At 53.8% G+C, this 21,149-nt stretch carries 17 protein-coding genes; 10 read left to right on the top strand and 7 right to left on the bottom strand.

What is annotated here, in order from left to right; translation table 11 throughout:
• The first annotated feature begins 199 nt into the window (after positions 1 to 199).
• Positions 200 to 1,792, top strand: a complete 1,593-nt coding sequence (locus GFC06_RS20045) for an ABC-F family ATPase (RefSeq protein ID WP_016156073.1) — start codon at positions 200 to 202, stop codon at positions 1,790 to 1,792.
• 143 nt (positions 1,793 to 1,935) lie between these two features.
• Here the strand turns inward: GFC06_RS20045 and GFC06_RS20040 are convergent, their stop codons facing one another.
• The 4 genes from GFC06_RS20040 to GFC06_RS20025 form a co-directional block, all read right to left on the bottom strand.
• On the bottom strand, positions 1,936 to 3,198 hold the full coding sequence (locus tag GFC06_RS20040) for a DUF1479 domain-containing protein (RefSeq protein WP_153690565.1): 1,263 nt from the start codon (positions 3,196 to 3,198) through the stop codon (positions 1,936 to 1,938).
• Between the two features lie 153 nt (positions 3,199 to 3,351).
• Positions 3,352 to 4,167 (bottom strand): Cof-type HAD-IIB family hydrolase, encoded by an 816-nt coding sequence (locus GFC06_RS20035; protein ID WP_103766076.1) that lies wholly within the window; start codon positions 4,165 to 4,167, stop codon positions 3,352 to 3,354.
• A gap of 121 nt (positions 4,168 to 4,288) precedes the next feature.
• The gene (locus tag GFC06_RS20030) at positions 4,289 to 6,721 is read right to left on the bottom strand and encodes a glycyl radical protein (RefSeq protein WP_016152382.1); all 2,433 of its coding nucleotides are present in this window, start codon (positions 6,719 to 6,721) and stop codon (positions 4,289 to 4,291) included.
• A 5-nt stretch (positions 6,722 to 6,726) separates the two neighbouring features.
• The gene (locus tag GFC06_RS20025; protein WP_016152383.1) at positions 6,727 to 7,626 is read right to left on the bottom strand and encodes a glycyl-radical enzyme activating protein; all 900 of its coding nucleotides are present in this window, start codon (positions 7,624 to 7,626) and stop codon (positions 6,727 to 6,729) included.
• Positions 7,627 to 7,758: 132 nt separating this feature from the next.
• On the opposite strand from GFC06_RS20025, the gene fsa reads away from it, so the two are divergent.
• A complete protein-coding gene (fsa, locus tag GFC06_RS20020; protein ID WP_019076360.1) occupies positions 7,759 to 8,421 on the top strand; it encodes a fructose-6-phosphate aldolase in 663 nt (220 codons plus the stop codon).
• Between the two features lie 119 nt (positions 8,422 to 8,540).
• Here the strand turns inward: fsa and moeB are convergent, their stop codons facing one another.
• Complete coding sequence (gene moeB / locus GFC06_RS20015) at positions 8,541 to 9,290, bottom strand: molybdopterin-synthase adenylyltransferase MoeB (protein ID WP_141875019.1); 750 nt, start codon at positions 9,288 to 9,290, stop codon at positions 8,541 to 8,543.
• Complete coding sequence (moeA, locus tag GFC06_RS20010; protein WP_115190784.1) at positions 9,290 to 10,525, bottom strand: molybdopterin molybdotransferase MoeA; 1,236 nt, start codon at positions 10,523 to 10,525, stop codon at positions 9,290 to 9,292. Before moeA ends, moeB begins: the two co-directional genes overlap by 1 nt.
• 175 nt (positions 10,526 to 10,700) lie before the next feature.
• Here moeA and GFC06_RS20005 point away from each other — a divergent pair, with 175 nt between their 5' ends.
• The 6 genes from GFC06_RS20005 (at position 10,701) to gsiD (ending at position 17,953) form a co-directional block, all read left to right on the top strand.
• Entirely contained in the window at positions 10,701 to 11,489 is a 789-nt protein-coding gene (locus GFC06_RS20005) for an aminoglycoside adenylyltransferase family protein (RefSeq protein WP_103766079.1), read from the top strand.
• A gap of 192 nt (positions 11,490 to 11,681) precedes the next feature.
• On the top strand, positions 11,682 to 12,647 hold the full coding sequence (iaaA, locus tag GFC06_RS20000; protein ID WP_153690564.1) for a beta-aspartyl-peptidase: 966 nt from the start codon (positions 11,682 to 11,684) through the stop codon (positions 12,645 to 12,647).
• Entirely contained in the window at positions 12,634 to 14,505 is a 1,872-nt protein-coding gene (gene gsiA / locus GFC06_RS19995; protein WP_019076365.1) for a glutathione ABC transporter ATP-binding protein GsiA, read from the top strand. The genes iaaA and gsiA overlap by 14 nt, the downstream gene beginning before the upstream one ends.
• Before the next feature lie 28 nt (positions 14,506 to 14,533).
• A complete protein-coding gene (gene gsiB, locus GFC06_RS19990; protein WP_153690563.1) occupies positions 14,534 to 16,072 on the top strand; it encodes a glutathione ABC transporter substrate-binding protein GsiB in 1,539 nt (512 codons plus the stop codon).
• Positions 16,073 to 16,118: 46 nt separating this feature from the next.
• Positions 16,119 to 17,039: a glutathione ABC transporter permease GsiC gene (gsiC, locus tag GFC06_RS19985; protein ID WP_016152391.1), complete on the top strand. Its 921-nt coding sequence runs from the start codon at positions 16,119 to 16,121 to the stop codon at positions 17,037 to 17,039.
• A 2-nt stretch (positions 17,040 to 17,041) separates the two neighbouring features.
• On the top strand, positions 17,042 to 17,953 hold the full coding sequence (gene gsiD / locus GFC06_RS19980) for a glutathione ABC transporter permease GsiD (RefSeq protein ID WP_047359421.1): 912 nt from the start codon (positions 17,042 to 17,044) through the stop codon (positions 17,951 to 17,953).
• 56 nt (positions 17,954 to 18,009) lie between these two features.
• Here gsiD and rimO read toward each other — a convergent pair whose 3' ends face one another.
• Positions 18,010 to 19,335, bottom strand: coding sequence for a 30S ribosomal protein S12 methylthiotransferase RimO (rimO, locus tag GFC06_RS19975; protein ID WP_016152393.1), 1,326 nt, complete (start codon positions 19,333 to 19,335; stop codon positions 18,010 to 18,012).
• A 230-nt stretch (positions 19,336 to 19,565) separates the two neighbouring features.
• Here rimO and bssR point away from each other — a divergent pair, with 230 nt between their 5' ends.
• A complete protein-coding gene (bssR, locus tag GFC06_RS19970; RefSeq protein WP_141875022.1) occupies positions 19,566 to 19,949 on the top strand; it encodes a biofilm formation regulator BssR in 384 nt (127 codons plus the stop codon).
• 102 nt (positions 19,950 to 20,051) lie between these two features.
• Positions 20,052 to 21,149, top strand: coding sequence for a PQQ-dependent sugar dehydrogenase (locus GFC06_RS19965; RefSeq protein ID WP_103283664.1), 1,098 nt, complete (start codon positions 20,052 to 20,054; stop codon positions 21,147 to 21,149).

Here is a 21,149-nt window from a genome sequence, read left to right as displayed (position 1 = left end):
TAGTGGGTTGAGATTTATGTAGTGTTGGGCACGCATTATATGTGCAATCTGAGCAACAAGGAATTCGGATGTGTACTAAATCACATTTTTTTCCTTTTGCTTTCACTTTAACCCTTCAGCATCAAGGCGCGATCTTATTGCAGACTTATGGCATAATAAGCGGTTCGTCACATATTTCTTTCTCTTTCAGGATACGCCAGTGTTAGTTTCCAGCAACGTCACCATGCAGTTCGGCAGTAAGCCGCTGTTTGAAAATATTTCCGTCAAATTTGGCGGCGGCAACCGTTACGGCCTGATTGGCGCGAACGGTAGCGGTAAATCCACTTTTATGAAAATTCTCGGCGGCGACCTCGAACCGACGCTGGGCAATGTTTCCCTCGATCCGAACGAGCGTATTGGTAAGCTGCGTCAGGATCAGTTCGCCTTTGAAGAGTTCACCGTGCTTGACACCGTGATCATGGGTCACGGTGAACTGTGGGAAGTAAAGCAGGAGCGCGATCGCATTTACGCCCTGGCCGAAATGAGCGAAGAAGACGGCTATAAAGTTGCTGACCTTGAAGTTCAGTATGGCGAAATGGACGGCTACTCTGCGGAAGCGCGTGCGGGTGAATTGCTGCTGGGCGTAGGTATTCCGGTAGAACAGCATTATGGCCCGATGAGCGAAGTCGCCCCCGGCTGGAAGCTGCGTGTGCTTCTGGCACAGGCGCTGTTCTCTAACCCCGACATTCTGCTGCTCGACGAACCAACGAACAACCTGGATATCGACACCATCCGCTGGCTGGAGCAGACGCTGAACGAGCGTGACAGCACCATGATCATCATTTCGCACGACCGTCACTTCCTGAACATGGTCTGTACGCACATGGCGGATCTGGACTACGGCGAACTGCGTGTTTATCCGGGTAACTACGACGAATATATGACGGCGGCAACTCAGGCGCGTGAACGTCTGCTGGCCGATAACGCCAAGAAGAAAGCGCAGATTGCCGATCTGCAATCCTTCGTCAGCCGCTTTAGCGCCAACGCATCAAAATCTCGTCAGGCGACTTCTCGTGCGCGTCAGATTGATAAGATCAAGCTTGACGAAGTGAAGGCGTCCAGCCGTCAGAACCCGTTCATCCGCTTCGAACAGGATAAGAAACTGTTCCGTAACGCGCTGGAAGTGGAAGCGCTGACGAAAGGGTTTGATGAAGGTCCGTTGTTTAAAAACTTTAACCTGCTGCTGGAAGTCGGTGAGAAAATTGCCATTCTTGGTGCCAACGGCGTGGGTAAATCAACCATGCTGAAAACGCTGGTCGGCGAATTACAGCCGGATAACGGTACCGTGAAATGGTCTGAAAACGCCCAGGTTGGTTACTACGCTCAGGATCATGAGTACGAATTCGAAAACGATCTGACGGTCTTCGAGTGGATGAGTCAGTGGAAACAGGAAGGCGACGATGAGCAGGTAGTACGTAGCTTCCTTGGTCGCTTGCTGTTCAGTCAGGACGATATCAAGAAACCTGCTAAAGTGCTGTCCGGTGGTGAAAAAGGACGCATGCTGTTCGGTAAGCTGATGATGCAGAAGCCGAATATCCTGGTAATGGATGAACCGACCAACCACCTGGATATGGAATCTATCGAGTCGCTGAACATGGCGCTGGAAATGTACCAGGGTACGCTGATCTTCGTTTCTCACGACCGTGAGTTCGTCAGTTCGTTGGCAACCCGCGTGATTGAAATTACGCCGGAACGCGTAATCGACTTCACCGGTAACTACGAAGATTACCTGCGCAGCAAGGGCGTCGAATAATTTTCCCGTCGTCTTTCGTGTTACAGGTGTGTTGGCTGCACCTGTACACCCCGGTCACTTACTTGTGTAAGCTTGCGGGGATTTACAGGCTGGCCGCCTTCCTGTAACGCGAAATACTTAGGGAAACTTGTGTAAGTTACAGATTAAATAATCCCCAGCGCACGCTTGCCATGGATATTCAAATCATCCAGCGTGAAGCGTCCTTCCCAGTGAGTTTCATAATCCTCGCGTGGGAAATCACCCGGCGATACGCCTTTTTCCAGCGCGGCCTTCACTTTATGGGCGTAGGCCAGATTCTTTTCGCACATCGGTGCGGCAGGGATGTACATCACGTTGCCCCAACCCTGCTGATTTTCTACCGGTGCGACGGAGTGGATCACATCACAATGCCACCATACGGAGTCTCCGGCGTCCAGTTGCGGAATGCTGGTTAACGCTTCAATCAGCAGCGGATGCCATTGCGCAGAAATCGGCAGAACTCTGCCGGGCGCTACGCCGCAAAGTTCATCTTCCGGCACATCGTCAAGCAATGGACGTAACAGTACCCACGCCATCGCTTCAGGGATAGGGACCACGTGCAACAACCCCTGACCTGGCAGCATATCAGAGAGTGCAGTCCAGCCCTGGAAGGTACGGAATACTGAACATTTGGTGGTGTTATCCACCGTGTACTCTTCTACTTCAGTGCGATGCGCGGCCTGCCACGGGTCGTAATCTTCCAGCTTACCATTGAAAACATTAGCAAAGACCTGCTGATATGCCGGCAGAAGCCAGCGTTCCAGCGCACCGGAATCCGTATGCGCGCCCAGCCCTTTGGACGTCGTTCCCGGTGGACGACGGCGTATGCGGTCGGGGTAGATAACGCTGACATCCGGGTTAAACCATTGCTTACCTTCGCCTGCAAATGTCCAAAGACGGTTGAGAAATGACTGCGCATTTGTCATTTCTTCACTCTGACGGGCCTGCATCTGCGCCTGGGACCAGTAGATGGGGTAGATTTCAGGCCGCGATGCGCTCAGGGTACCAAAGAAATTATCACCCGGTCCTTGGTAAACGTCGTCAAAATGGTTGCGGTCCAGATAGTCCAGCATTGACCTATCCCAATCGAGGGCTTGTTCGCGAGAGAAATGGCCTTTAATGACCGCGCATCCGCGACGCTTAATTTCTTCACGCTGCTCAGCACTCACGCGACCTGCCTTGATATCCGCATAGGACAACACAGGCCATACTGGAGAGCCTTGCGCTTTGAGGTCGTTGATTTCCGCCACGCGATTAGCAATGGCCTCGCTCAACTGATTGAAAATCGACTGAACATCTCCAAGCTGTTCACGCAATTGCTTTTTCATCTGCCGGATTGCCGCTTTGTGATCGGTGGGCAACGTGTCGCTGGTAAAAGTAAAAGCCATATCCACCTCGCATTAACTTTCATTCGAAACTTATTTAACTTACAGGTGATAATATAAGTTAAAATTTAGTTAACGCAAGTTTAAAATTTGATGGTGTGAGAAACATGAAAAAGCGTGGAAACCGGGGCAAGGGGATACCCCGGTTGGGCAGGATTAGCAATTAAAAGGGGAAGTGTTATCCAGCACCGCCTGAATCACGTTCAGCGCGCCCTGATGGTTATTGTCATCGGTCTGATAGCGGGCAATCGATTTGATACTCTCTGCCGCGTTGGCCATGGCGAAAGAGTAGCGCGCCATTTTCAGCATTTCTGCGTCGTTGCCGCTATCGCCAATGGCGACCACGTTTTGCGGGGACAGGTTCCAGCGCTTTAGCAGACGGCTGATTCCGTTGGCTTTATGTAAGCCTGGAATGATCAGGTCGATAAACCCAAAGCCGCTGGTGACGGGCTTCATTATACCGTCAAGGGCAGAATGAAGGTGATCGATCACTAATGGGATTTGGTGGTCCGGTAAATTCAGCGAGAACTTGAACAGCACATCATCGATGTCCTGATAATCCTTCACGGGTTTCAGGCGATGGTAGTGTTTTGACATCAATGCGACAAAGGACTCGGGGGCATTTTCGCTAACGTAGGCGCTTTGCAGGCCGCAAGCCACAAAGTTGAGATGCGTATCTTTGAGCAGTTCGCCAATGACAATGCGGGATTCGTGGCGGGTCAGCTCACCGTGAAACAGCTGTTTGCCATGTTCAAAGACTAACGCCCCGTTCTCGGCAACAAAAGAGATCTCATCTTTGAGTTCCGGGAAAAAGGAGATCAGTTGGTAATACTGATTGCCGCTGGCCACGACAAATTCAATATCTCGTTTTTTCAGTTCCTGATACTGCGCCATAAAACGTGCATGATCGTATTTTTTGGCGTCGTCGAGAAAAGTTCCGTCCATATCAGTGACGATAACTTTGATGGTCATACTTGCTCCTGGCTCATAACTGCGACCAGAAACATTTTAATAACAATGTGAGCTAAAGCACAAATTTATTTCATTCGAAAGAAGAATACCCGGCAAGCGAAATGCCGCCGGGTAAGGGGGATTACAGCATATGTTCAGTACGTGCGATGATATCGTCCTGCGCATCTGGAGACAGCGCGGTGAAGAAGGCCGAATAACCTGCTACACGGACCACCAGGTCACGATACTGATCCGGGTGCTTTTTGGCTTCCAGCAGCGTTTCACGGGAGACAATGTTGTACTGAATATGCCAGCCTTTGTGCTCTTCAAAGAAGGTACGCAGCAGGATCATCAGCTTTTGCTTATCGGATTCATTCTCCAGCGTGGCCGGGTTCAGCTTCTGGTTTAACAACACGCCGCCGAGGATTGAACCGGTCGGCAGTTTACCCACCGAGCCAATTACCGCTGTTGGGCCGAGATGGTCCGTTCCGGAAGCCGGGCTTGCGCCTTCTGCCAGCGGAGTGTGCGCCTTACGACCATCCGGTGTGGCCATCGTTGCCGCGCCAAACGGTACGTTTGCGGAGATCGATGAGGTACCCGCGTAGTAATTGCCGCCAACCGGGCCACGTCCGTAACGTGGATTATGATACTGTTTCAACTCATTGATATAGGTCTGATAAGCGCGGGCCAGCAGCGTATCAACGCTATCGTCATCGTTGCCGTATTTCGGTGCGCCGTTGATCAGCCGCTGGCGTAATTGTTCGTGGGTCAGACCGTCAAAATCGTCGGCCAGCGCGGCGGCCAGCTGTTGCTGACCGATAGCGCCTTGTTCAAAGACCAGTTTCTTCACCGCAGCCAGGCTGTTGCCGAGGTTGGCAATACCCACCTGCAAACCCGATACCCAGTCGTATTTCGCGCCGCCTTGCTTAATGCTTTTCGCGCGTTCAATACAGTCATCTACCAGCGCAGAGCACAGAATATCGTGTACGTTCTCTTCCAGCATGGTGTCGACAACATACTCAATTTCGATAGATTTACGCGTGTAGTAGCGAATCTGCGCATCCCAGGCATCCATCACTTCGTCGAAATTGTTGAAGTTACCAGCCGAGAGCGCTTTTTCCTGTGGCAGAAATACTTTACCGCTGGTGGCATCGCGACCACCTTCCAGCGCTGCCAGCATCACGCGGGCAAAGTTAATAAAGCTCATACCGGTACAGCGGTAGCCCCATTTGCCGCCAACAGCGGTTTCGATGCAACCAATGGCCGCATAGTCATAGGCGTCCTGCGGTTCAATGCCAAGCTTAATGAATTCAGGTATGACGATTTCGTCGTTATTAAAGGCAGGCATCCCGAAGCCGCAGCGGATCACCTGTACACAGGCATCCAGGAAATCATTACTCATCCCTGCATGATAACGCACGCTCAGGTTTGGCTGAGTAGAACGCAGGCGGCCGCAGGATTCCAGAATGGCGTAGGAGAGCGGATTGACAGCATCCATTGCCTGACCGTTAACCAGGTTTTGGCCACCAATGGTCACGTTCTGATACAGCGGGCTACCCGCCGAGGCTTTCGAATGGGAGCCGGAGCGGATTTTGTTCACTTCCAGCAGTTTCAGCCAGCAGCTGTGCAGCAGCTCAATGGCGTGCTCACGATCGAGGCTTTGGTTCAGTTCTACGTCACGACGGTAGAACGGATAGAGGTACTGATCCATGCGACCAAACGACACCGAGTGACCATTTGATTCAATTTGCAGGATCAACTGGATGAAATAGCACAACTGCAGCGCCTGCCAGAACGTTTTTGGCGGCTCATGGGCGATCACATCGCAGTTGTCCGCCATGGTCAGCAGTTCATCACGACGACTGGCGCGAGTTTCCGTGGCCGCCATTTTACGTGCCAGCGTGGCAAAGCGCTCAATGTGCAGACTGACGGCCTCCAGCACGATATCAATCGCTTTCAGAAACTGATCGCCATGGAGGTCTTCCAGACATGTCAGATTGATGCGGGAACGACGTTCATCAACTTTGTGGCGCAGGCCGTCGAGACCTTTTTCCAGCAGCAGCGGGAAGTTTACCGCCAGGTGTGCGTCACCGGAGGTCATGTTACCTTCGGCTTTGATAATGCCGGTTTCCAGCAGCCCTTTCTGCTCGTCAGTAAACATCCCGTAGCAACGATCCTGCACGGTCTGACCACGCCACCATGGACACACCTCGTGCAACACGCGTTTGTTCTCTTCGCTTACCGCAAAGCCCGCGCCCGGCCTGTCGGCGAGGTCATCGATCTCTTTTTCAATCCACGACACGGTGTATTCCGGGAAGATTGGCGCGGCACGCACTTCGCTTGCCTGGTTACCAATGATCAGTTCGTCATGCTTGATCCAGATGGTGCGTTCCGCCAGATGATGGGCCAGCGCCAGCGCGCGGCGAACCGGGATAGGTTTATCCAGATGCTGTTGGTACATCTCGGTATAGTGCTGGGCGCGCTCGGTACAAACCGGCGGCTTCACGATGTGAATCAGGGCCGTTTTATGCGCTTTGATACGGTCGCTGAGTGTGTCCAGTTTCAGAGTGGTCATGGCGATTATCCTCGTAGGGTCGCGGTTAAACCTTTCAGGCTGGCGTACTGCTGGGCAAATTCGAGCAGCGCAGGCGCATCAAGCGGTTTATCCGGTGCGTTGTAGGGTTGACTGAGTAAGTGGTATTTGTTGATGCCCAGCGTGTGGTAGGGCAAAAAATGGATCTCATCGACGTGAAGCTCGTCGGCAGCAAAGTCGGTAATGGCCTGAATAGCGGCTTCGTCAGCGTTGAACCCCTGAATCAGGGGGACGCGGATAACCATTTTTTTACCGGCGGCGGCCAGTTTTTTCAGATTTTCCAGTACGCGAGAGGCGCTGCCATCGGTCCACTGTTTAAACGGCGCGTCGGCGACATGTTTTAAATCGGCCAGGAACAGGTCGACGTCAGGTAATGACGGTTCAATATACTTCCACGGGACATGCAGACAGGTTTCAACCGCTGTATGAATACCTGCATCGTGGCTGGCTTTGAGCAGCGCTGCCGCCAGTTCTGGCTGCATAAAGGGTTCACCGCCAGACAGGGTGAGGCCCCCGCCGCTGCGATCGTAAAACGGTTTATCACGCACTACGGTCGCCATGATGTCGTCCACGCTTTTTTCCTCTCCGCAGACGGTCAGCGCCTGGGTTGGACAGCAGTGGGTCAGCGCCGTGAGCGCATCATCGGTCAGTTTTTCGCGATGAATCAGCAATCCACTCAGCGCGCGTTCAATCACCTTCGGTGCGGCCTGAGCACAGAGATCGCAACCGTCGAGGCACAAACGCGCGTCATAGAGCAGATCCTGCGTGCGGGCGCGGCTTTCCGGATTCTGGCACCACCGACAGCCCAGAGAGCATCCCTTAAGGAACACCACGGTACGGATACCGGGACCATCATGTGTGGAATAGCGCTGGATATTGAAAATCATAAGCGGCCTCTCATCTTTCGTATAAAGATTAAATTACTTTCGAATGAAAGTTATATTGACGTACGTCAACTAACCGTGAGGTTTCGCCGTGCTACCTTTTATTCATGCTAATTATTCGTTTGAGGAAAGGTTATGGAACTCTATTTAGATACGTCTGACGTTGACGCGGTAAAAGCTCTGGCGCGTGTTTTTCCGCTGGCAGGGGTGACCACTAACCCAAGCATTGTGGCGGCAGGTAAGCAGACACTGGACGTGTTACTGCCGCAACTGCAGGAAGCGATGGGAGGGCAAGGACGCCTGTTTGCTCAGGTAATGGCGACCACCGCCGAAGGCATGGTCAGCGATGCGCGTAAGCTGCGGGCAATCATTGCGGATATCGTGGTCAAAGTGCCCGTCACGGCAGAGGGTCTGACGGCCATTAAATTGCTGAAAGAAGAAGGGATCCCGACGTTGGGTACCGCGGTATACGGCGCTGCTCAAGGGCTATTAGCTGCGCTTGCGGGGGCCGAATACGTTGCGCCATACGTTAACCGTGTGGATGCGCAGGGGGGAGACGGCATTCAGACGGTGACCGATCTGCAGACCTTACTGAAAATGCATGCCCCGCACGCCAAAGTACTGGCCGCCAGTTTTAAAACGCCGCGTCAGGCGCTGGATTGCCTGCTGGCAGGCTGCGAGTCCATCACGCTGCCGCTGGATGTCGCTCAGCAGATGATTAGCTCTCCGGCCGTTGATGCTGCCGTAGCGAAGTTCGAGCACGACTGGCAGAGCGCATTTGGACGCACTTCTCTGTAAGTCTGTTTTGCCGGATGGCGGCTGACACCTTATCCGGCCTACACAATGCGCTGTAGTAGGCCTGATAAGAGGCATTAGCATCGCCCTCTGGCAATAGTGCGGTGCCGACGATTTCTCTGCTAACTCCCGCAGACCTCACAGGTGGGATTGCGCATCAGCTTCATTTCGCGAAACTGGCAGGTCATGGCGTCGTACATGACGATTTTTCCTGAAGCCGGTTTACCGTAGTTAGCCAGTAGCTTAATGGCTTCCATCGCCTGTAACGAGCCGATCACGCCGATCAGCGGGGCCATCACTCCGGCCTCTACGCAGGTCAGGGCGTTTTCACCGAACAGACGGCTCAGGCAACGGTAGCAGGGCTCTCCTTCCTGGTAGGTAAATACGGTAATTTGTCCTTCCATGCGAATTGCCGCACCGGAAACCAGCGGAATCCTGGCGGCGAAGCATCCGGCATTCAACTGATTGCGGATGCTGACATTATCCGTACAGTCCAGCACCAAATCGTGTTCGGTAATAAGCGTGTGAATCTCGCTCTCGTCCAGCAGCGCATTCACCGGCGTAATGGCGATATAAGGGTTAATCCGCGCCAGTGCGTCGCGGGCGGATAGCACTTTTGGCTGTCCAACGGTCGCATCGCTGTGCAGCGTCTGGCGCTGGAGGTTCGACACGGAGACTTTGTCAAAGTCGAGCAAGGTTAAATGCCCGACGCCAGCGCCTGCAAGGTACTGAGTTGCTGCGCATCCCAGTCCCCCCACACCAACGACCAGTACCCGCGCGTCCTTGAGCGCTTCCTGACCTTCGAAATCGAAGCCGCGTAGAATGATTTGCCGGTTATAGCGCATCATCTCCTGGTCGCTGAGTTCTGCCATTACAGGCCTCCAAACAGTGCGTTAAACGGCTCGACCTCAACCCATTCGCCGGCTTCGACGTTACCGCGATCGCGCTCCAGCACGATAAAACAGTTACCCTGGCTAAAAGAGCTAAAAATATGCGAGCCCTGGTGCCCGGTCGTGGTGACTTCCAGTTCGCCTTCAGCGGTACGCTGCAATACACCGCGCTGAAAATCCAGACGGCCAGGTGTTTTCTTCAGGCGTGAGGCGGTGCGCACGCGCTGGCGAGGCGGTAGTCCACAGGCGGTGTTGCCGCTGAGTTTCGCCAGGAGCGGTTGTACCAGTTGATAGAAGGTGAGGGCCGCAGACACTGGATTACCCGGCAGACCGCAAAACCAGCTGTTGCTCAGTTTGCCAAACGCGAACGGTTTGCCCGGTTTGATGGCCAGCTTCCAGAAGGCAATTTCTCCCAGCTCTTCCAGAATAGTTTTAGTGTAATCCGCTTCGCCTACTGAAACGCCGCCGGAACTGATGACGACATCGGCCTGGCTGTCGGCTTCGATAAACGCGGCACGCAGCGCGTTGGGATCGTCGCGAATAATCCCCAGGTTGATCACTTCACAGCCCAACTGTTGCAGCATCAGGTGAACGGTCAGACGGTTAGTGTCATAAATCTGCCCGTCTCCCAGCGGCTGACCTGGTAACTGCAGTTCATCACCGGTAGAGAACAGCGCCACGCGGACTTTGCGTACAACGGGTGCATCGGCAACACCGAGCGAAGCCAGAACGGGAAGCTCGCCGGTTGTCAGGCGAGTCCCGGCGGGAAACACCACCGCGCCGTTTGCAATATCTTCACCGCGCAGACGAATATTTTGCCCGCGGCGGACTTCGGCGGTAAAACGCACCCCGTCGTCAGTTTGTTCCGTTTGCTCCTGCATCACCACCGCTTCACAACCAGCAGGCACCGGGGCGCCGGTCATAATACGGATGCAGGTTCCCGCAGGCCACTCGCCATGGAAAGGCTGACCGGCAAAGGCTTTACCCGCCACAGCAAGCGGCTGATCAGATTGTAAATCGGCTAATCGTACCGCATAGCCATCCATTGCTGAGTTATCGAATCCCGGTACATCAATGGGGGAGACAACGTCGGTGGCCAGAATACGGCCAAAGCATTGAACCAGCGGCAGCGTTTCGACGGCGGTGAGCGGGGTAATACGCGAAAGCATCTGAGAGAGAGCCGTTTCAAGCGGCATCAGTCCGGCGGTAAATTCCATGAGAAGACTCCTGCGGGGCAAAATCGAATCTGCTCATTATGTCAGAAAATGGACGCGGGCAGTATGCTACCTCAGGCTTAGAATCAGATCTGGTAAAGGTTTTGTGCCAGGGATAGCGCTGCAAGAAGAATGCAGTATAGACTCAATATTTCCGCTCATTTTTCCCTGGGGCTAAATGGCTAATATTATTCCAGACGCAATTCGACGACAGGTGGAGGCCGCCAGTGCGTGCATCCGCCAGATTTTCGCGGGGAATCTCATTGCCCTTCATTTGTATGGCTCTGCGGTTGAAGGCGGCTTAAAACCCCAAAGCGACATTGATTTATTGGTCACCCTGCGTGAACCAATAAATGCCCGACAAAGAAAAAAACTGATGCAGGATTTGCTGACCATTTCAGCGCCTCCCGGCACCTCCGGGCCATATCGTGCGCTGGAAGTGACCGTGGTTCTGCACTCGCAGATCGTGCCGTGGCGATTCCCACCGGCGAGAGAAATGCAGTTTGGCGAATGGCTGCGTGATGATATTCGCGCTGGCGTGTTTGAACCGGCAATGGTGGATCCTGATCTTTCTATTCTGCTAACCCAGGCCCGGCGCGCCAGCGTACCGCTGTTCGGTGAACCGGCTGAGACGTTATTTAACGTCATTCCGTTTAGCGATGTATTGCAAACATTTCGGCATATCCTTGAGATGTGGCAGAAACCGGCTGATTTAGAGGGGGACGAGCGTAATATCATCCTTGCTCTGGCACGTATCTGGTATAGCGTGGTTACGGGTAATATTGTCGCTAAAGATGAGGCCGCATCCTGGCTTCTGCCGCAATTACCCGCTGAGCATGCTGATTTGCTGCAAGCGGCGCGTGCGGAATATCTGGGGTTAACCAAACATAACTGGGCAGCGTGTATGCCGTCTGTAGAACGCTTTGTGTTTTATGCAAAAAAACAGATTACCGATCGGCTTGAATAATTTAGCACCAACGTCGAGAGATCTCCTTTCCGTTAAACACATCTGAATGACCTGATGAGACGGGGTGTGAGGTGCGGGCCTTTACCTTTACATGACGTCTGCATCTTTCTATATTCAAAAATCGAATCAATAAGTCACCGAAATTCTGATATTTATAACCCCCCGGTACCCGCCACCTAATGGACGAATAAAATGGGTAAAGCAGTCATTGCAATTCACGGCGGCGCAGGGGCTATCACCCGCGCGTTACTGAGCCAGGAGCAAGAATTGCGTTATATACAAGCGCTGTCGGATATCGTTGAAACCGGCCAACGGATGCTTGAAGACGGTCGTAGCGCACTGGATGTGGTCACCGAAGCCGTGCGTTTGTTGGAAGAGTGTCCGTTGTTTAATGCCGGAATTGGCGCGGTGTATACCCGTGATGAAACCCATGAACTGGACGCCTGTGTGATGGACGGTAATACGCTAAACGCGGGAGCCGTCGCCGGGGTTAGCCATCTGCGCAACCCAATTCTCGCGGCTCGCCTGGTGATGGAGCACAGCCCCCACGTCATGATGATAGGTGAAGGGGCTGAAAACTTTGCCATTGCGCAGGGGATGGAGCGCGTTTCGGCGGATATTTTCTCGACGCCAGAACGCTACGCTCAACTGCTGGCAGCGCAATCGGCGGGTGAAACGGTGCTGGATCATAGCGCGACCCCGCTGGATGAAAACAACAAAATGGGTACTGTGGGTGCGGTCGCGCTGGATATGTTTGGCAATCTGGCGGCGGCAACATCGACCGGCGGAATGACCAACAAATTACCGGGGCGGGTAGGTGACAGTCCGCTGGTCGGCGCAGGCTGTTATGCCAATAACGCAAGTGTGGCCGTTTCCTGCACCGGAACCGGTGAAGTCTTTATTCGTGCGCTGGCGGCCTATGACATTGCGGCGTTGATGGACTATGGCGGCCTGAGTTTATCGGAGGCGTGCGAACGCGTAGTAATGGAAAAATTACCGGCGCTCGGCGGCAGCGGCGGTTTAATTGCCATCGATCACGAGGGCAACGTCGCCTTGCCGTTTAACAGCGAAGGCATGTACCGAGCCTGGGGATATGCAGGCGATACGCCAACCACCGGTATTTATCAGGAAAAAGGAGATACCGTTGCCACACAGTGATGAGCTTGACGCCAGCGACGTGCTGGCAGTCAGCAACCTGAACATTGCCTTTGAACAGGAGCAACAGCGCATCAGTGCGGTGCGTAATCTGTCATTTCGCCTGAAGCGTGGTGAAACGCTGGCGATAGTGGGTGAATCCGGTTCAGGAAAGTCGGTAACAGCCTTGTCGCTAATGCGTTTGATTGAACAGTCAGGCGGTGAGGTGAGCTGCGATGAAATGCTCCTTCGACGCCGTAACCGACAGGTTATTGAGCTGGGTGAACAGAGCGCGTCGCGGATGCGTCACGTGCGTGGCGCGGATATCGCCATGATCTTCCAGGAGCCCATGACATCGCTTAATCCGGTATTTACCGTGGGTGAGCAGATTGCTGAGTCAATCCGTTTGCATCAGGGGGCCAGCCACGAAGAGGCGATGGTGGAAGCGAAACGGATGCTCGACCAGGTGCGTATTCCTGAGGCGAAGGCTATTTTATCGCGCTATCCGCACCAGCTTTCTGGCGGCATGCGCCAGCGGGTAATGATCGCCATGGCGCTATCGTGTCGCCCTGCGGTTTTAATTGCCGATGAACCGACTACCGCGCTGGATGTCACTATTCAGGCACAGATCCTGCAACTGATAAAAGTGTTGCAGCAGGATATGTCGATGGGAGTGATCTTTATTACCCACGATATGGGCGTCGTAGCGGATATTGCCGATCGCGTGCTGGTGATGTATCAGGGCGAGGCGGTAGAAACCGGCAGCGTTGAGCAGATTTTTCACGCTCCCCAGCATCCTTACACCAAAGCGCTGCTGGCAGCCGTGCCGCAGCTTGGGGCGATGACCGGACAAGCGTACCCGCGCCGGTTTCCTCTCATTTCGTTACACGATCCCAGTCATGTAGAACCACAGACTGAACAGGATACAGTGGTTGAAGGCGAGCCTATTTTGCAGGTACGTAATCTGGTGACGCGTTTTCCGCTGCGCAGCGGCATTCTTAATCGGGTGACCCGCGAGGTGCATGCGGTGGAAAACGTTAGCTTTGACCTGTGGCCCGGAGAGACGCTCTCGCTGGTGGGGGAGTCAGGCTGCGGGAAATCCACCACCGGTCGGGCGCTGCTACGTCTGGTAGAGTCTCAACGCGGGGAGATTGTTTTCAACGGACAGCGTATCGATACCCTGGCCGCCAGTAAGCTACAGCCGCTGCGTCGGGATATTCAATTTATCTTCCAGGACCCCTATGCTTCGCTCGATCCGCGTCAGACCGTGGGATATTCCATTTTAGAACCGCTGCGGGTGCATGGGCTACTGCAAGGCGATGCGGCGGCAAAACGGGTTGCATGGCTGCTGGAACGCGTAGGATTGCTCCCTGAGCATGCCTGGCGCTATCCGCATGAGTTTTCCGGTGGTCAGCGTCAGCGTATCTGTATTGCCCGGGCGCTGGCGCTCAATCCCAAGGTGATTATTGCCGATGAGTCAGTCTCGGCGCTGGATGTCTCAATTCGCGGGCAAATTATCAACCTGTTGCTCGACCTCCAACGAGAAATGGGGATTGCGTACCTGTTTATTTCCCACGATATGGCGGTGGTGGAGCGGATCAGTCATCGGGTGGCGGTGATGTACCTTGGGCAAATCGTCGAGATCGGCACCCGACGCGCGGTGTTTGAAAATCCGCAGCATCCGTACACCCGCAAACTGATGGCGGCAGTCCCGGTCGCCGATCCCTCACATCACCGGCCCCAGCGCGTGCTGCTGTCGGATGATATCCCCAGTAATATCCGCAAACGCGGTGAAGAGATTTCCCCCGTTTCACTCCAGCAAGTTGGCCCGGGGCATTATGTTGCGCGTCCGCAACCAGAAAATGCGCTTTCGCGTTTATAACAGGCAGGCAGGGTTTAAGGAGAATAACATGACAAAAATTGTTGCTCGAAAATGGCTGGTTGCTGTGGGAGTGGCCTCTGCGCTGGCCGCCACACCTGGCTGGGCCGCCAAAGATGTAGTAGTGGCGGTAGGATCCAATTTCACCACCCTCGATCCCTACGACGCAAACGACACGTTGTCGCAGGCGGTAGCGAAGTCGTTTTACCAGGGGCTGTTTGGCCTTGATAAAGAGATGAAGCTGAAAAATGTGCTGGCGGAGAGTTATACGGTTTCTGATGATGGCCTGACTTATACCCTTAAGCTGCGACAGGGCGTGAAGTTTCAGGACGGCACCGACTTCAACGCCGATGCGGTTAAAGCTAACCTCGACCGGGCCAGCAACCCGGAAAACCATCTGAAACGCTACAACCTGTATAAGAATATCGATAAAACCGAGGTCGTCGATCCGTCGACGGTGAAGATAACGCTGAAGCAGCCGTTCTCTGCATTTATCAATATTCTGGCGCACCCGGCTACGGCGATGATCTCTCCCGCCGCGCTGGAGAAATACGGCAAGGAGATCGGTTTCCATCCCGTGGGGACCGGGCCGTATCAGCTTGAGACCTGGAATCAGACGGATTTTGTAAAGGTTAAGAAGTTCGCGGGTTACTGGCAGCAAGGGCTGCCAAAGCTGGATACGATTACCTGGCGTCCGGTGACCGACAACAACACGCGTGCGGCAATGCTGCAGACCGGGGAAGCGCAGTTTGCCTTTCCGATCCCTTACGAGCAGGCGGCGCTACTGACGAAGAATAAAAACCTGGAACTGGTGGCCAGTCCGTCTATTATGCAGCGTTACATCAGCATGAACGTCACGCAAAAACCGTTCGATAACCCGAAGGTGCGTGAAGCGCTGAATTATGCCATCAACCGTCAGGCGCTGGTAAAAGTGGCGTTTGCCGGTTATGCGACGCCAGCAACCGGCGTTCTCCCTCCGTCGATCGCCTATGCGCAAAGCTATACGCCATGGCCATACGACCCGGCAAAAGCGCGCGAACTGCTGAAAGAAGCGGGTTATCCGAACGGTTTTACCACCACGCTATGGTCTTCTCATAACCATAGTACCGCGCAGAAAGTGCTGCAATTTACCCAGCAGCAACTGGCGCAGGTGGGCGTTAAGGCTCAGGTGACGGCGATGGATGCCGGTCAGCGCGCGGCGCAAGTCGAAGGTAAAGCGCAGAAAGAGAGCGGGGTACGCATGTTCTACACCGGCTGGTCTGCCTCTACGGGTGAAGCAGACTGGGCGCTGTCACCGCTGTTTGCATCTCAAAACTGGCCGCCAACGCTGTTTAATACGGCGTTCTACAGCAATAAGCAGGTGGACAGTGATTTAGCAGCAGCGTTGCAAACCAACGATCCGGCCCAGAAAGCGAAGCTGTACAAGGATGCGCAGGATATTATCTGGAAAGAGTCGCCGTGGATCCCACTGGTAGTGGAACAACTGATTTCGGCGCACAACACCAGATTGACCGGGTTCTGGATCATGCCGGATACCGGATTTAGCTTTGATGATGCGGATTTAAAATAAGCTATTCATCCGGCCCCGCCACGCAGGGGCCGGCGAAGGGAGTGTGATGCTTAACTATGTTTTCAAGCGCCTGCTGGGGTTGATTCCAACTCTGTTGATTGTAGCGGTGCTGGTATTTTTATTTGTTCACCTGCTACCCGGCGATCCGGCCCGGCTGATTGCCGGACCGGAGGCTGATGCTGAGGTGATCGAACTGGTGCGTCAGCAGTTGGGTCTGGACCAGCCGCTGCATATTCAGTTCTGGCATTACATTACTAACGTGTTGCAAGGCGATTTTGGAACCTCAATGGTTTCTCGTCGCCCGGTCTCCGAAGAGATAGCCAGTCGTTTTATGCCATCGCTATGGCTGACCATTGCCAGCATGGCGTGGGCGGTGTTATTCGGCATGACGGCAGGGATCATTGCTGCTGTATGGCGCAATCGTTGGCCGGACAGATTGAGTATGACGCTCGCCGTCACCGGGATCTCTTTCCCGGCGTTTGCGCTCGGCATGCTGCTCATGCAGATATTCTCCGTTGAGCTTGGCTGGTTGCCCACCGTTGGCGCTGATACCTGGCGGCACTATATCCTCCCGTCTATTACCCTGGGTGCGGCGGTGGCTGCGGTGTTAGCCCGGTTTACCCGCGCTTCGTTTGTCGATGTGCTCAGTGAAGACTATATGCGTACCGCGCGGGCCAAAGGGGTGAGTGAAACCTGGGTGGTGTTAAAACATGGTTTGCGTAATGCGATGATCCCGGTGGTCACCATGATGGGGCTACAGTTTGGCTTTTTGCTTGGCGGCTCGATTGTGGTTGAAAAGGTGTTTAACTGGCCAGGGCTTGGGCGGCTGTTGGTGGACTCAGTCGAAATGCGCGACTACCCGGTGATTCAGGCCGAGGTGCTGTTGTTTTCTCTGGAGTTTATTCTTATTAACTTAGTGGTGGATGTGCTCTATGCCGCCATTAATCCGGCTATCAGGTACAAGTAAGGATGCGATTTTTTAACTGGCGCCGACAGGCGATTTTAAATGCGATGCCCCTTGTTAAGCCTGAGCAGATACGCACGCCGTGGCATGAATTCTGGCGTCGTTTCCGTCGCCAGCGCATGGCGATGTTAGCGGGGTTATTTGTCCTGCTGCTGATAATGGTGGCGATTTTTGCTCGCTGGTTAACGCCATTTGATGCTGAGAATTACTTCGATTATGACCGTCTGAATGACGGACCGTCGATGCTGCACTGGTTCGGCGTTGACTCGCTGGGGCGGGATATTTTTAGCCGCGTGCTGGTGGGGGCGCAAATCTCGCTGGCGGCGGGGGTCTTTGCCGTATTTATTGGCGCAGCGATTGGCACCGTGCTGGGTCTGCTGGCGGGATACTACGAAGGCTGGTGGGATCGACTGATTATGCGTATCTGCGATGTGCTGTTTGCCTTTCCGGGTATTTTGCTGGCGATAGCCGTGGTCGCCGTGCTGGGCAGCGGCATTGCAAACGTGATTATTGCCGTGGCCATTTTCTCCATTCCGGCCTTCGCGCGGCTGGTGCGCGCAAATACGCTGGTGCTAAAGCAGCAGACCTTTATTGAATCCGCGCGCAGTATTGGCGCCAGCGATGCGACCATCATCTTCAACCATATCTTGCCGGGTACGGTTTCATCGATCGTGGTCTTTTTTACCATGCGAATTGGCACGTCGATTATCTCTGCCGCGAGCCTGTCATTTCTGGGATTGGGTGCGCAGCCGCCGACCCCTGAGTGGGGGGCAATGCTCAATGAAGCCCGCGCTGATATGGTGATCGCGCCGCACGTGGCGATTTTCCCGGCGGTGGCGATATTCCTGACGGTACTGGCGTTTAACTTACTGGGAGATGGTCTGCGCGACGCGCTGGACCCGAAAATTAAAGGATAAATTACAGGCCGGATAAGACGTAACGCTTATCCGGCCTACTGTTGGGTTGCGCTTATTTAAACGCGGGTGCCCCACAGATCGTATTCATCAGCGTTTTCGACCTTCACGCGGATGATATCGCCAGGTTTCACCTTGGTTTCGCCATTCAGGTATACCGCGCCGTCGATTTCCGGGGCGTCAGCCATGCTGCGGCCAATCGCGCCTTCTTCGTCAACTTCATCAACGATAACCAGAATTTCGCGGCCTACTTTTTCCTGCAAACGTTCAGCGGAGATCTGCTGTTGCAATTGCATAAAGCGGTTCCAGCGTTCTTCTTTCACCTCTTCCGGGATTTGGTCCGGCAGGTCATTGGCGCCAGCGCCTTCTACCGGGCTGTATTTAAAGCAACCCACGCGGTCCAGACGCGCTTCCTTCAGGAAGTCGAGCAGCATCTGGAAGTCTTCTTCCGTTTCACCCGGGAAACCGACAATGAAGGTTGAGCGCAGCGTCAGTTCAGGGCAGATTTCACGCCACTGCTTGATGCGTGCCAGTTGTCTGTCCACGGAGCCTGGGCGTTTCATCAGCTTAAGAATACGCGGGCTGGCATGTTGCAGCGGGATGTCCAGATACGGCAGGATTTTCCCTTCCGCCATCAGTGGGATCACGTCATCAACGTGCGGATAGGGATAGACGTAATGCAGACGAGTCCAGATCCCCAGTTTTGATAACTGCTCGCACAGATCAACCATGCTGGTTTTGACCGGCTCGCCGTTATGGAAACCGGTGCGATGCTTCACATCCACGCCGTACGCGGAGGTATCCTGAGAAATGACCAGTATCTCTTTTACGCCCGCATCCACCAGACGTTTGGCTTCGCTGAGGACATCGCCAATCGGACGGCTCACCAGATCGCCACGCATTGACGGAATAATGCAGAACGTGCAGCGGTGGTTGCAGCCTTCAGAAATTTTCAGATAGGCATAATGACGCGGAGTGAGCTTGACGCCCTGTTCAGGAACCAGGCTCAGGAACGGGTTGTGCTTTGGTTTGGGCACATAGTGGTGAACGTGCTCCAGAACCTGTTCGTAGCTATGCGGTCCGGTGATTTCCAGCACCTTCGGGTGGACTTCACGGATCTGATCGACTTTCGCGCCCAGACAGCCGGTGACGATCACCTTGCCGTTTTCGTTCAGCGCTTCGCCGATTGCTTCCAGCGACTCCTGAACCGCGCTGTCGATAAAGCCACAGGTGTTAACGATAACCATATCCGCGTCGTCGTAGCTTGGCACAACGTCATAGCCTTCGGTACGAAGTTCGGTCAGGATGCGTTCAGAATCGACGAGGTTTTTCGGGCAGCCGAGGGAGACAAAGCCGATTTTCGGCTGGTGGGTTACATTGCTCATAGCGTAAAAATTGTTCAGTTATTGGAATATTCAGGGCACGGATTCTACAGAGTTCTGAATAAAAATTGTATCGCAATCTCATACCATCAGTCGCCACGCCCGGCGTGGAATTAAAGATTATTTGTAAATTGTGTTAATTTTCGGTGATGGATTGATCCTGGACACGACTTTGTTCAAAAAATGACCATACTATTAAGTTGCACCATAGTTGGAAAGAGGAGGAACAAAGTATGGTTGTTGACAGACTGAGAACCGATCTTCTCAACAAATTGATAAACGCCCGTGTCGAACTTGCCGCTTATCTGCTGTTGAGAAAAGCGAAAGGCTACATGTCAGTCAGCGAGAGCGATCGTCTGCGTGATAATTTTTTTGCACTGAATCGCGAATTGCACGAGCAATCACAGCTTCACGGTAGGCATCTTGATCAGGAAGAGTGGAATGCCCTTCATCGTGCTGAAGGGGCGTTAGCCGCCGCCGCTGTTTGTCTTATGAGTGGACATCACGATTGTCCAACTTTTATCGCCGTTAACGCAGAGAAACTGGAAAACTGCCTGACAACGCTGACGCTAAGTATCCAGTGTTTGGAATCTTATTCAACGCTGGAACACGTCTGAATCAGGGGGAGGGCGCTCCCCCTTTTCGTTAAGATTATGTAAATGTGGCGGGATAATTCCCCTTGCTGGCTACGCTTTATGCAGAGCCATTAAGGAGGTGTTATGCGTCGACTCTTTCTCTGTGCTGTCCCACTCGCGCTATTTTCCTCTTATGCCGCCGCGGTAGAGGTGGAAGTGCTGCAAACGAAACTCGATCATCCGTGGTCGCTGGCGTTTTTACCCGACAATCGCGGCATGCTCATTACGCTCAAAGGCGGCCAGCTTCGACTTTGGCAGTCAGGGAAGGGGCTTTCCGACCCGCTGACCGGCGTACCCAAAGTCTGGGCGAATGGTCAGGGGGGATTGCTTGATGTGGCATTAGCTCCGGATTTTAAACAATCCCGCCGGGTGTGGCTTAGCTTTGCTGAAGCTGACAGTGAAGGTAACGCCGGGACAGCGGTTGGTTACGGACGACTGAGCGACGATCTCAAACATCTGCAAGGGTTCCAGACCATTTTTCGCCAACAGCCGAAGCTCTCCAGCGGAAACCATTTTGGCGGACGTATGGTTTTTGATGGCAACGGTTATCTGTTTATTGGTCTTGGTGAAAATAATCAACGTTCTACCGCACAGGATCTGGATAAGTTGCAGGGCAAGGTCGTACGACTGACCGATGAGGGAAAAATTCCGCCGGATAATCCGTTTGTGAAGAGGGCAGGAGCGCGGGCAGAGATTTGGTCATATGGTATCCGCAACCCGCAGGGGATGGCGATGAATCCCTGGAGCGATACGCTGTGGCTTAATGAGCATGGTCCACGCGGGGGCGATGAAATCAATATCCCCGAGAAAGGGAAAAACTACGGCTGGCCGCTTGCGACCTGGGGCGTTAATTACAGTGGTCTTAAAATTCCCGAAGCAAAAGGCCCAATTGTTGCTGGAACAGAGCAACCCATCTTTTACTGGGAAAAGTCACCGGCGGTCAGCGGAATGGCTTTTTATAATAGCGATACCTTCCCACAGTGGCGGCAGAAGTTGTTCATTGGCGCGTTGAAAGATAAAGAAGTGATCGTGCTGAGCGTCAAAGGGAATGCCGTCACCGAAGAGGGGCGTCTGTTGCAGGAAAGAGGGCAACGGATCCGTGATGTGCGTGTCGGACCAGACGGGTACTTATACGTACTAACCGACGAGTCCGACGGGGAATTACTGAAAGTGAGTCCCTGA

This window comes from Citrobacter braakii (genome assembly GCF_009648935.1).
Taxonomy (GTDB): domain Bacteria; phylum Pseudomonadota; class Gammaproteobacteria; order Enterobacterales; family Enterobacteriaceae; genus Citrobacter; species Citrobacter braakii.
The sequence above is the reverse complement of the archived record's forward strand: the minus strand, read 5'-3'. Positions and strand labels throughout refer to the sequence as shown.